This window comes from Humibacter sp., assembly GCF_035547335.1.
Taxonomy (GTDB): Bacteria; Actinomycetota; Actinomycetes; order Actinomycetales; family Microbacteriaceae; genus Humibacter.
Genome location: NZ_DASZVF010000044.1, coordinates 1 through 12,121 on the forward strand (window position 1 = coordinate 1; position 12,121 = coordinate 12,121).

A 12,121-nucleotide genomic window follows, 5' to 3' on the forward strand; every position below is an offset into this window, starting at 1 on the left:
GGCATCCGCTTCTCGGAAGCATGCCTCCGCGGCGCTTCGCGTCGCTCCCGCCAGACCCGATGCCAGCTTCCGAGAAGCGGATGCCCGCCACTCTTGGTCCGGCGCGATGCTCCCTTCCTAGTAGCGGATGCACTGTGTAGCCATCCGCGCCAGACCCGATGGCCAGCTTCCAGGCATCGGACGCCCGCCACTCTTGGAGTGTTGCCGTCGGGCTGGAGTCCCGGCTCCTAGAAGCGGATGCTTGTACACCTCTTCCGGCTATCCCATGGTGACGTTCCTGGCCGGCGACGGTGAGGCGGGCGGGATCGATCAACCGTTCGTGCTCTATCCGATCGTGCGAGTTCCGAGAGGCTCGCTCAGCGTGCTGCAAGGAGGACGAGAAGGGGCCCGCGCCTGACGGCACGGGCCCCTTCTCGTCTGTTTAGAGCGAGACGGCGCGCTTGATCAGGTCGGACTGCTCCTGCGCGTGACGCTTCGCCGAACCGGTCGCCGGCGAGGCCGACGCGGCACGGGAGAAGACCCCGAACGGCGGAAGCCCGGCCTTCGCAGCCGACAAGGCCATGTAGATCCATGCACCCTGGTTCTCCGGCTCGTCCTGCAGCCAGAAGAACTCGGCATTCGGGTACGAGGCCAGCACCGACTTCAGCTCGTCGCCCGGGAACGGGTAGTACTGCTCGACGCGCACCAGCGCGATGCGGTCATCAGGGTTCTTGTCCAGCTCCGCCTTCGCGTCGTAGTAGACCTTGCCTGCCATCACGAGCACGCGCTTCACGGCCTTTTTGTCGACGCCTCGCGGGTCGTCGATCACGGGACGGAATGCTCCGGACGTGAACTCCGAGACGTCGCTCGTCGCACCGCGAAGCCGCAGCATGGCCTTCGGCGTGAACACCACGAGCGGCCTGCGCGGACGCGCGTACGCCTGGCGGCGCAGCAGGTGGAAGTACGAGGCGGGAGTCGAGGGACGCGCGACCGTCATGTTGTTCTCGGCGCACAGCTGGAGATACCGCTCGATGCGTGCCGAGGAGTGGTCCGGCCCCTGACCCTCGTAGCCGTGCGGCAGCAGCAGCACGAGCGAGGATCGCTGGCCCCACTTCTGCTCGGCCGAGGAGATGAACTCGTCGATGACCGTCTGCGCTCCGTTGGCGAAGTCGCCGAACTGCGCCTCCCACAGCACGAGCGCGTCAGGACGCTCCACCGAGTAGCCGTACTCGAAGCCCATCGCCGCGAACTCGCTGAGCAGCGAGTCGTAGATCCAGAGCTGTGCCTGGTTGTCGCTGAGGTTGGCCAGCGGCAGCCACTCCTGCCCGTTCATGCGATCGTGCATCACGGCCTGCCGCTGCACGAACGTTCCGCGGCGGGAGTCCTGTCCGACGAGGCGAACGGGCGTGCCCTCCAGCAGCAGCGAGCCCAGCGCGAGCAGCTCGCCCATCGCCCAGTCGATGCCACCGCTCTTGGTCATCTCCACCCGCTTTGCCAGTAGCTGCTGGAGCTTCGGGTGCACGGTGAATCCGGCAGGCGGGTTTCCGAACGCCTGCCCGACGGTCTGGATGACTCCCTCGGAGACGCCCGTCGTCGCGAGCTCGCCGTGGGCGGCATCCTGCTGCGCGTCGGGGCGTTCCAGGTCGTTGATCGCCTCCGGGTCGCCGGCGACGACCGGGATGGAACCGGTCTGGGCGGCGTGCGTCTCGGCGAACGCGCGCTCCAGGCGGTCCTGGAAGTCCCGGTGCGCCTGCTCGTACTCCTCCTCGGAGATGTCACCGCGGCCGACGAGGGCCTCGGTGTAGAGCCGGCGAACGGAACGCTTCGCCTCGATGAGGTTGTACATGAGCGGCTGTGTCATCGACGGGTCGTCACCCTCGTTGTGCCCGCGACGGCGGTAGCAGATGAGGTCGATGACGACATCCTTCTTGAATTCCTGACGGAACTTGAAGGCCAACTGCCCCACCCGCACGACGGCTTCGGGATCGTCGCCGTTCACGTGGAAGATCGGCGCCTGGATCGTCTTGGCCACATCGGTCGCGTACACCGACGACCTGCCCTCGCTGGGCGGCGTGGTGAACCCGACCTGGTTGTTGATGTTGATGTGGATGGTCCCGCCGGTGCGGTACGCGCGCAGCTGCGACATCTGCATCGTCTCGACGACGACGCCCTGACCGGCCATCGCAGCGTCGCCGTGGATGAGCACCGGCAGCGTCAGATACGTGCCCGCGGGGCGCCTGTCCTGCTTCGCACGCGTGATGCCCTCGAGCACGCCGTCCACGACCTCCAGGTGCGAGGGGTTCGCGGCCAGGTACACGGCGATCTCCTCGCCGTTGGCCCCGGTGAACGTGCCCTCCGTGCCGAGGTGGTACTTCACGTCTCCCGAGCCGCCGACCGTGCGCGGGTCCTGCGCGCCCTCGAACTCCCGGAAGATCTGTCCGTACGTCTTGCCCGCGATGTTCGTGAGCACGTTGAGCCGTCCGCGGTGCGCCATGCCGATGGCGACCTCGTCGAGGCCGTTCAGCGCGGCCTCCTGCAGCACGGCATCCAGCAGCGCGATCGTGGACTCGCCGCCCTCGAGGCTGAAGCGCTTCTGGCCGACGTACTTGGTCTGCAGGAACGTCTCGAACGCCTCGGCCTCGTTGAGCTTGCCGAGGATGCGGAGCTGCTCGTCGTGCGTCGGCTTCTCGTAGGGAACCTCGACGTGGTCCTGGATCCACTTGCGCTGCGCCGGATCCTGGATGTGCATGTACTCGATGCCGACGGTGCGGCAGTACGAGTCGCGCAGCACGCCGAGGATGTCGCGCAGCAGCATCGTGCGCTTGTCGCCGCCGAACCGGCCCGTCACGAACTCGCGGTCGAGGTCCCAGAACGTGAGACCGTGCGTCGCGATGTCGAGGTCGGGGTGCGTGCGCTGCTTGTACTCCAGAGGGTCGATGTCGGCCATCAGGTGCCCGCGCACCCGGAACGCGTTGATGAGTTCCTGCACGCGCGCCGTCTTGTCGACAGAGCTCGCCACGTCGACGTTGATGTCCTCTGCCCAGTGGATCGGGTCGTAGGGGATGCGCAGCGCGGCGAAGATGTCCTCGTAGAAGTTGCGCTGGCCGATCAGGAGCTGGTGCACGATCTTCAGGAACTCGCCGGAACCTGCACCCTGGATCACCCGGTGGTCGTAGGTGCTGGTGAGCGTGATGGTCTTGCCGACACCGAGCGTGGTCAGCGTCTTGAGTGACGATCCCTGGAACTCGGCCGGGTACTCCAGCGCGCCGGCGCCGATGATGCAGCCCTGCCCCTTCATGAGGCGCGGGACGGAGTGCACGGTGCCGATGCCGCCCGGGTTGGTGAGCGAGATGCTGGCTCCGCTGAAGTCATCCGCGCTGAGCTTGTTCGCCCTGGCGCGCCTCACGAGGTCTTCGTACGCCGCCAGGTACTCGCCGAACGTGAGCGACTCGGCCCGCTTGATCGCCGGGACGAGCAGCGCACGCGATCCATCGGGCTTCGGGAGGTCGATGGCGATGCCGAGGCCGACGTGCGCAGGCGCGACGACGGAGGGCTTGCCGTCGATGACGTCGTAGTAGACGTTCTGGCTCGGGAACTCCTTGAGAGCCTGGATGAGCGCCCATCCGATCAGATGCGTGAAGCTCACCTTGCCGCCCCGGGTGCGACCGAGGTGGTTGTTGATCACGATGCGGTTGTCGATCATGAGCTTGGCCGGGATGGTGCGCACGCTCGTGGCCGTCGGAACGGTGAGGCTGGCATCCATGTTGGTGGCCAGGGACTTCGCCATGCCCCGCAGCGGGGTGACGACCGGCTGAGGCTCCGCCTGCGGCTGGTCGCCTTCGCGAACGACGGACTGCGGAGCCGTCACGGGGGCGTCCGCCGGCACGGGCGCGGGCCGAGGGGCGACGGAGGTGGTGCGGGCGACCGGCTGCGAGGAGGTCGTCTGACCCTCAAGGGCCGTCGCGGTGGCGGGGGCGGTGCTCGCGGGCGCGGCAGCAGCCGTAGCGGAGGAGTCCGCCGCGGCGGCGGTCTTCTGAGGCTCGGTCTTCTGAGGCTCGGTCTTCTGAGGTGGGGTCGTCTGCGGCGCGGGAGCGCTCGACGTCGCCGCACCGGACTGGCCGGTCGGCGCTGTCGTCGACGGGGTCTCGGCCGGTGTCGCGGCCGGAGCCTGGGGCTGTGCCGCCTGCTCCTGCGGCGTGGCTGGCGGGTTCTCAGGGGAGCCGGCGGGAGCGCTCTTGCCCGGGGTGTAGGTCTCGAGAATGGGCCACCAGGACTTGTCCACGGAGTTCTTGTCGGCGATGTACTGCTCGTACAGCTCGTCGACGAGCCACTCGTTCGCTCCGAATTCTCCTGACGCTCCCTCGTCCGTTCCTACACCGGTCAACTGGCTCGACACAGCCGTTCGCCCACTCTCTTCGTTGATGATCGTTCTGCCGGCACTTCGGCCTGATGACCGGCCGTTCCGGCCAGGGATCAAGCCTAATCGAATCGTCTGAATGCCGCGGCCGACATGGTGGTGGTTGACAGCGGCGCGGCCCTGAGAAAACCGGGCGACCGTGGCCTCTGCACGGGCAGTCGTCCTGACGCGACGAGGGCGCGGGACAGCCGTGTTGCGAGGTGGCGCGTGCGGCCCCGACGACCACCGCATAACGTTGGGCTCATGCAGTTCTATGGAACGGCGCCGACCCACGACTTGACCTACTCCGACGTGTTCCTGGTGCCCAGCCGCTCGAACGTGACGAGTCGCATGGATGTCTCGCTCGCTCCCGAAGACGGAACGGGCGCGACCATCCCGGTCGTCTCGTCCAACATGAACTCGGTGACGGGCCCTCGGCTGGCCGCCACCCTCGCCAGGCGCGGGGGGCTGGGCGTGCTTCCGCAGGACATGCATCCGCAAGACCTCGAAGCGGCGATCGACTGGGTCAAACAGCAGCCGAGGGTGTTCGACTCGCCCTTCGTCATGAGCCCCGACGAGAGCGTCGAGGAGGCTCTCACCATGGTGCCGCCGCTCGCCGGTCACGGCATCGTGCTGCATGACGACACCGGCAAGTACGTCGGATGCCTCGCCGCGCTCGACCTCGCCGCCGCGCTCCCCGAAGCCCGCCTCGGCGACCTGCTGCACGGTTCGCTGCCGTCGATCGACGCGGAGGACGTGTCTGACGCCCGCGCCGCCTTCGACCTGCTGGACGCGGCCGACCTCGACTTCGCACCCGTGCTCGAGCACGGTCGCGTGATCGGCACCATGAGCAGGACCGGCGCCCTGCGCTCGACCATCTACCAGCCGGCGCTCGACGCGAGCGGACGCCTGCGGATCGCTGCCGCCATCGGCATCAACGGCGACGTGGAGGGGCGCGCCAAGGCGCTTGTCACCTCCGGCGTCGACGTGCTCGTGCTCGACACGGCGCACGGCGATCAGGACGGGATGCGCCGCGCCATCCACACCGTCGCGAAGCTGCGCCTCGGGGTTCCCATCGTGGCCGGCAACGTGGTGACCGAGCAGGCGGTGCGCGACCTCGTCTCGGCCGGGGCGGACATCGTCAAGGTCGGTGTCGGTCCCGGCGCCATGTGCACGACGCGCATGATGACCGCCGTCGGGCGACCGCAGTTCTCCGCGGTGCTCGAGACGTCGGAGACGGCGCGCGAGCTGGGAGTGCACGTCTGGGCGGATGGCGGTGTGCGGTATCCCCGCGACGTGGCACTGGCGCTGGCGGCAGGCGGCGCCTCGGTGATGATCGGCTCGTGGTTCGCCGGCACGGTCGAGGCTCCCGGCCGGCTGCAGACCGACGAGCAGGGTCGCCTGTACAAGGAGAGTTGGGGCATGGCATCCACGAAGGCGGTGCAGGAACGCTTCGAACGGCTGGATGCCTACGAGCGCGCCCGCAAGCGCCTCTTCGCCGAGGGCATCTCCAGCTCCCGCATCTACCTCGATCCGCTGCGGCCCTCGGTCGAAGACCTGCTGGACATGATCACGACAGGGTTGCGCAGCTCGTTCACGTACGCGGGAGCGCGCACGCTCAAGCAGTTCCACGACCGGGCGCTCGTGGGCATCCAGTCCGCGGCAGGCTACGAGGAGGGGAAGGCGCTGCCGGTCAGCTGGTGACGCCTCCGCTCAGTGCGTGGCGTCCGCTGCGTCTGCCTCGTTCGCGGCGCGGACGCGCAGGTCGCGGGCGAGGTGGTCGCGTCTCTCGGTGACCAGGCGGACGAGCGAGACGGGAGCGTCCCGGTTCGAGGACAGCCACGCGTCGACCGCCTCCGTCGAGTCCGCCGACGGGAAGAGCCCGAGCACGATCCGCTCGGCCATCTCGATGCTGCGGCTCTGCCACACGGTGCGCAGCGATGCGAAGTACTCGCCGTCGTACGACGCCGTGAGGTCGCGTCGCGCGCCCGCCGTGAAACCCGCGATCGTGGCCGCCAGGTGGTCGTTCGTCAGCGACGTGTCGGCGAGCGCGCTGCGCCACGCCTGTGCTTTCACCGACGCCAGGGGACGCGCCGCGAGCGCCTGGATGAGAGAGGTCCGGCCGGTCGCGGTGTCATCGTGCCCGAGCTCATCTTCCAAGGCCGCGTCATCCGCGTGACCGGTCGCCGCGAGCGCCGTGAGCAACGACCAGCGCAGGTCGGGATCGACGCTCAGGCCCTCCGGCGGCGGCACGGTGCCGTTGAGCAAGGCTCGGATGCCGGCGGCGCGACCGTCGTCCACCGTCGCCGCCGCCGCAACCGCACGTGCCCAGGTCAGCCGCTCGCCCGCCGAGGGGGAGGCGAAGAGCCGCTCCCACGACGCATCCAGCCACCGGGAGCGCTGTTCGTCGCGATCGCGCAGCGGCACGTAGTGCTCGATCGCGAACCTGGCGTTCGCGAGCACGGAGGCGAGGAGCCCGGAGTCGGATTCCGCGGGAGCGTGCTCCCTGACCACCCGGAGATAGCGGCTCACCGGATAGTCGCCGTCACGCGTGGCGTCCCACAGCGCAGACCAGAGCTGGCCGCGCGCAAGCGGATCGGCCACGGAGCCGAGAGAGGATTCGACGGTGTCGAGGGTGCGCTCGTCGAGGCGGAGCTTGGCATAGGTGTCATCGCCGTCGTTGACCAGCACGATGGCGCCATCGCGGTCGCCGATCGGCACCGGCTCGCCCGCCACCTCGAATTCACGCCTCGCTCGGCGGACGATCCTGCCGTCCGGATCGGCGTCGTACCAGCCGACCGCGAACCGGTGCGGCCGGTCGTCGGACGGCACGACGGCGAGCCCGTTCGGTCCCTGCACGAGGGCCAGCGTGGTCATGCCGCTGGACTCGAGCCATGCCTTCGACCATGCGAGCAGGTCCCGCCCCGACGCCTGCTCCAGCGCCGCCAGCAGGTCGCCGAGCGTGGTGTTGCCGAAGGCGTGGTCGCCGAAGTACCGCCTGGCGCCGGCGAAGAAGGCGTCCCTGCCTATGTAGCTGACGAGCTGCTTCAGAACGGCGGCGCCCTTCGCGTACGTGATGCCGTCGAAGTTGAGCTTCGCCGCCTGCAGGTCGGCGATGTCGGCCACGATCGGATGCGTCGTGGGCAACTGATCCTGCAGGTATGCCCATGCCTTGCGCCGGTTCGCGAAGCCGACCCAGGCATCCGTCCACGTGGTCGCCTCCGCGGTGGCGAGCGTGCCCATGTAGTCGGCGAACGACTCCTTCAGCCACAGGTCGTCCCACCATTTCATCGTCACGAGATCGCCGAACCACATGTGCGCCATCTCGTGCAGGATCGTCGTCACCCTTGCCTCGTGCTGCGCCTCGGTCGCGGCCCCGCGGAAGATGTACCGCTCGGTGAAGGTGACGCAGCCCGGGTTCTCCATGGCGCCGATGTTGTACTCGGGCACGAAGACCTGGTCGTACTTCCCCCAGGGGTACGGCGTGTCGAACGCCTCGCTGAAGAAGTCGAGGCCGCGCCGCGTGACCTCGAGGATCTCGTCGGCGTCGAGATGCTGCGCGAGGGATGCCCGGCAGTAGACACCCAGCGGCACCTCGAGCCCTTCCGTGCTCCACGACGAACGAACGCCGTGGAAGGGGCCGGCCGCCACGGCCGCGAGGTAGCTCGGCAGCGGCGGAGTGGGGTCGAACGCGACTCTCTGCACGCCCTCGAGCTGCTCCCGGGTGCGCGCCTGGCTGTTGGACAGCACCGTCCAGCGTGCCGGCGCGTGCACCACGAACGTGTGAGGAGCCTTCAGGTCCGGCTGCTCGAAGCACGCGAAGACGCGGCGGGCATCCGCCGGCTCGAAGTGCGTGTAGAGGTAGGTCTCGCCGTCCACGGGATCGATGAACCTGTGCAGCCCTTCGCCCGTGCGGCTGTATGCGGCGGTCGCTGTCACCGTGACGGTCACGGATGCCGGCGCATCCTCCGCGGTTGCGCGGGGCAGATCGATCAGGATGCGAGCGCCGTCGTAGCGCACGGGCACGGCCCTGCCGTTCACGGTCACCGACCGCACCTGTGGTCCGATGAAGTCGAGCCAGATCGACTCCGCGCTCGTGATCAGCTGAACTGTCGTGTTCGTCGGGAACTCGGTGACGGATGCGTCGGCCGCGTTCCGCAGGTCGAGCTCCACGGCGCACGATCGCACGACGACCGCCCTGGAGCGCGCGGCCGTTTCGGCGCGCGTCAGATTCGCTGAGTCCATGGCCTCATGGTTTCACGGCGCGCGTCGGCGCTTCGGTGACATTGCCCGCCGGACCATTGGCCGGGGCACGTCACCGGCGGTGCGGACCGGCCCCGCCGGTATACTCGGCAGGACAATGGACGACCCTCCTTCGGCCTGTTCCCTCTGCGATTCCCGCCGACAGCGGGCCGGTCTGCGTCGGCATGGTTCGCCGGCCGGAAAGCGGCAACGCCCGTGACCGAATGGATCCTGCTCGCCGCCGGCGTCGTGCTGACCATCGGCACCGGCTTCTTCGTGGCCAGCGAGTTCGCGCTGGTCAATCTCGACAGAGCCGATCTCGAGGCGCGACGCGACAGGGGCGAGACGCGTCTGGCGATGACGATCGCCGCGCTGAAGATCACCTCGACGCACCTGTCGAGCGCGCAGCTCGGCATCACCCTGACGACGCTGCTCACCGGATACCTGATGGAGCCATCCATCGCGTCGCTCATCGCCGGACCCTTGACGTCGGCCGGCGTCCCGGCCGGCGCCGTCTCACCGATCGGCACAGTGGTCGGGATCGTGATCGCGACGCTCCTGTCGATGATCATCGGCGAGCTCGTTCCGAAGGGGTTCGCCCTCGCGCTGCCGCGTGCGACGGCGAAGATCGTCATCCCGTTTCAGACGGTGTTCACCACGGTCTTCCGGCCGGCGGTCGCCGTTCTGAACGTGAGCGCGAACGGCGTGCTGCGCATGCTGGGCATCGAGCCCAAGGAAGAGCTCTCGGGCGCGCGCAGCGCAGAGGAGCTGGCATCCCTGGTGCGCCGCTCGGCCAGTGCCGGCGTGCTGGAGTCGGACACGGCGACCCTGCTGGGACGCACGTTGCGGTTCTCGGAGCACACGGCATCCGATGTCATGACGCCGCGCCCTCGCGTCGCCAGCGTGCACAGGGCCGATCCGGCGACGGAGGTGCTCGCGCTCGCCAGGCGCACGGGCTTCTCGCGCTTCCCGGTCATCGACGACGACATCGACGACATCGTCGGCATCGTGCACGTGAAGCAGGCGGTGGCCGTGCCCATCGAGCGCAGGGCAAAGGTGCCGGCATCCGCTCTGCAGACGGATGCCGTGCGCGTGCCGGAGACCATGACGCTCGACACCCTGCTCGGCGAGCTGCGCGGCAAGGGTTACCAGATGGCCGTCGTGGTGGACGAGTACGGCGGCACGGCCGGCGTCGCCACGCTGGAAGACCTTGTGGAAGAACTCGTCGGCGACGTCGCCGACGAGCACGACCGCGCACGGGCGGACATCGTGCGCGGGGCGGGCTCGATCACCATCTCGGGCATGCTGCGGCCCGATGAGCTCAAGGACCGCACCGGCATCGAGATCCCCGACGACGGGCCGTACGAGACCGTCGCGGGGTTCGTCATGAACGAGCTCGACAGGCTCGCCGTGGTGGGAGACGAGGTGCACGTCGACGGCGGCACCCTGCGGGTGGAGCGACTCGACGGCCGGCGGGTCGACAGGCTGCGGTTCACACCGGATGCCGACACGGATCCCGCGCACTACGCCGAGCGCAGGAACACCGTGGAGCGTTCCGAGAACTCCGGGTCGCCCGACCGCTCGGAGGCAGGACGGGAGGCCGGTCGTGCCTGATTGGATCGGCATCGTGCTGCTCGTCGTGCTGCTGGCGGGCAACGCCTTCTTCGTCGGCGCGGAGTTCGCGGTCATGTCGGCGCGTCGTTCGCAGATCGAGCCGCTGGCCGAGCACGGCCGCCGAGCGGCCCGCACGGCGCTATGGGCCATGGAGCACGCGACGCTCATGCTCGCCACGACGCAGCTGGGCATCACCGTGTGCTCGCTGCTCATCCTCAACGTCTCGGAGCCCGCCATCCACCACGTGCTGGAGGCGCCCCTCGCGCTGACCGGCATGTCGGATGACTGGATCGCCGGCGTCGCGTTCGCCATCGCGCTCGTGCTCGTCACGTTCCTGCACGTCGTGTTCGGCGAGATGGTGCCGAAGAACCTGTCGTTCTCGCTGCCCGACCGGGCCGCCCTGCTGCTGGCCCCGCCGCTCGTCGGCATCGCGCGCGTGTTCCGGCCCATCGTCGTCGCGCTCAACGCGACGTCGAACGGCGTCGTGCGCCTGTTCGGCGTGAAGCCCGTCAACGAGGCGGTCAGCACGTTCACCCTCGACGAGGTGGCCACCATCGTCGACCAGTCGACGAGAGAAGGCGTGCTCACCGACCGTACGGGCACCCTGAGCAACGCGTTCGAGTTCTCCGCGAAGAAGGTCGCGGATGTCTCCCTCGGCCTCGAGACGCTGGTGTGCCTGCCGCAGACGGCGACACCCGCCGACGTGGAGCGCGCCGTGGCCAAGCACGGTTTCTCCCGCTACGTGATCGTCGACGACACGGACGAACCTGTCGGGTACGTGCACCTCAAGGATGTGCTCGACCTGGAGCGTGACGGCTACGACGAGCCCATCCCTGCGTGGCGGTTCCGCCGCCTTGTCCCGCTCGAGCCGGAATCCGACATCGAGGACGCGCTCGCCGTCATGCGACGCTCCGGGGGCCACGTCGGACGCACCGTTGGCGACGACGACGAGACTCTCGGCGTCGTCTTCCTGGAGGACATCATCGAGGAGCTCGTCGGCGAAGTACAGGACGCGACCCGGCGGTCGTGAACGCTAGGCCCGGCGGGGCGGACGCTTGAGCGGGCTATGCCTCAGCGCCAACGGGCACGGTCGTACTGCCCGGGCCAGTAGTCGATCTCGACGCCGAGCTCGTGGGCGGCGCGCAGCGGGAAGTGCGGGTCGCGAAGCAGCTCGCGGGCCAGCGACACGGCATCCGCCTGGCCGGATGTGATCACCTCGGATGCCTGCCTCGATTCCGTGATGATGCCGACGGCGGAGACCGGGAGACCGGTCGCCCGCTTGATCCGCGCCGCGAACGGCACCTGATATCCGGGTCCGGCCGGGATGCTCGCAGGCACGTTTCCACCCGACGAGATGTCGAAGAAGTCGGCTCCGGCGTCCGAGCACCATTCCGCGGCGGTCGCGCACGCGTCCACGTCCCACCCGGTCGGCGCCCAGTCGCTGGCCGAGAACCGCACGAACAAAGGCAGCTCGCCGATCGCGTCGCGCACGGCACGGACGACACGCAGCAACGCCCTTGCCCGGTTCTCGAGGCTCCCGCCGTAGTCGTCGGTGCGCAGATTGCTGGCGGGGGAGAGGAACTCGTGCAGCAGGTATCCGTGCGCCGCGTGCACCTCCACCATGCCGAAGCCGGCCTGCACGGCACGGCGCGCCGCATCCGCGAAGGCGTCGACGATGCGATCGATGCCGTCTTCGTCCAGCGCGTCCGGCGCGGCGAGACCGTGGTACGGGACGGCGGACGGCGCGACCGTCGCCCATCCGCCGAGCTCAGCGGGGATCGTCCCCGTGCGCCCGTCCTCACCCCACGGCGACCAGGTCGAGCCCTTGCGGCCGGCGTGCGCGAGCTGGATGCCGGGCACGGCGCCCTGCGACGCGATGAACTCCGTCAC

7 protein-coding genes are annotated in these 12,121 nt (G+C 69.0%); 4 read left to right on the plus strand and 3 right to left on the minus strand.

What is annotated here, in order from left to right; translation table 11 throughout:
* Positions 1–241 precede the first annotated feature (241 nt).
* On the plus strand, positions 242–397 hold the full coding sequence (locus VHB92_RS08995) for a hypothetical protein (RefSeq protein ID WP_325453412.1): 156 nt from the start codon (positions 242–244) through the stop codon (positions 395–397).
* A gap of 24 nt (positions 398–421) precedes the next feature.
* Here the strand turns inward: VHB92_RS08995 and VHB92_RS09000 are convergent, their stop codons facing one another.
* Positions 422–4,375, minus strand: a complete 3,954-nt coding sequence (locus VHB92_RS09000) for a multifunctional oxoglutarate decarboxylase/oxoglutarate dehydrogenase thiamine pyrophosphate-binding subunit/dihydrolipoyllysine-residue succinyltransferase subunit (RefSeq protein ID WP_325453413.1) — start codon at positions 4,373–4,375, stop codon at positions 422–424.
* 264 nt (positions 4,376–4,639) lie between these two features.
* On the opposite strand from VHB92_RS09000, the gene VHB92_RS09005 reads away from it, so the two are divergent.
* Positions 4,640–6,079 (plus strand): GuaB1 family IMP dehydrogenase-related protein, encoded by a 1,440-nt coding sequence (locus VHB92_RS09005; protein WP_325453414.1) that lies wholly within the window; start codon positions 4,640–4,642, stop codon positions 6,077–6,079.
* Between the two features lie 9 nt (positions 6,080–6,088).
* On the opposite strand, the gene pepN is transcribed toward VHB92_RS09005, so the two are convergent.
* Entirely contained in the window at positions 6,089–8,620 is a 2,532-nt protein-coding gene (gene pepN / locus VHB92_RS09010; protein ID WP_325453415.1) for an aminopeptidase N, read from the minus strand.
* Positions 8,621–8,833: 213 nt separating this feature from the next.
* On the opposite strand from pepN, the gene VHB92_RS09015 reads away from it, so the two are divergent.
* Entirely contained in the window at positions 8,834–10,231 is a 1,398-nt protein-coding gene (locus tag VHB92_RS09015) for a hemolysin family protein (RefSeq protein WP_325453416.1), read from the plus strand.
* The gene (locus VHB92_RS09020; RefSeq protein ID WP_325453417.1) at positions 10,224–11,261 is read left to right on the plus strand and encodes a hemolysin family protein; all 1,038 of its coding nucleotides are present in this window, start codon (positions 10,224–10,226) and stop codon (positions 11,259–11,261) included. The genes VHB92_RS09015 and VHB92_RS09020 overlap by 8 nt, the downstream gene beginning before the upstream one ends.
* A gap of 41 nt (positions 11,262–11,302) precedes the next feature.
* Here VHB92_RS09020 and VHB92_RS09025 read toward each other — a convergent pair.
* The coding region (locus VHB92_RS09025) for a tRNA-dihydrouridine synthase (RefSeq protein ID WP_325453418.1) at positions 11,303–12,121 on the minus strand (819 nt) is incomplete at its 5' end.

Excerpts from the sequence above, each read along its gene's own strand:
- VHB92_RS09005 (WP_325453414.1), top strand. The coding sequence starts at position 4,640 with ATGCAGTTCTATGGAACGGCGCCGACCCACGACTTGACCTACTCCGAC.
- pepN (WP_325453415.1), bottom strand. The coding sequence starts at position 8,620 with ATGGACTCAGCGAATCTGACGCGCGCCGAAACGGCCGCGCGCTCCAGG.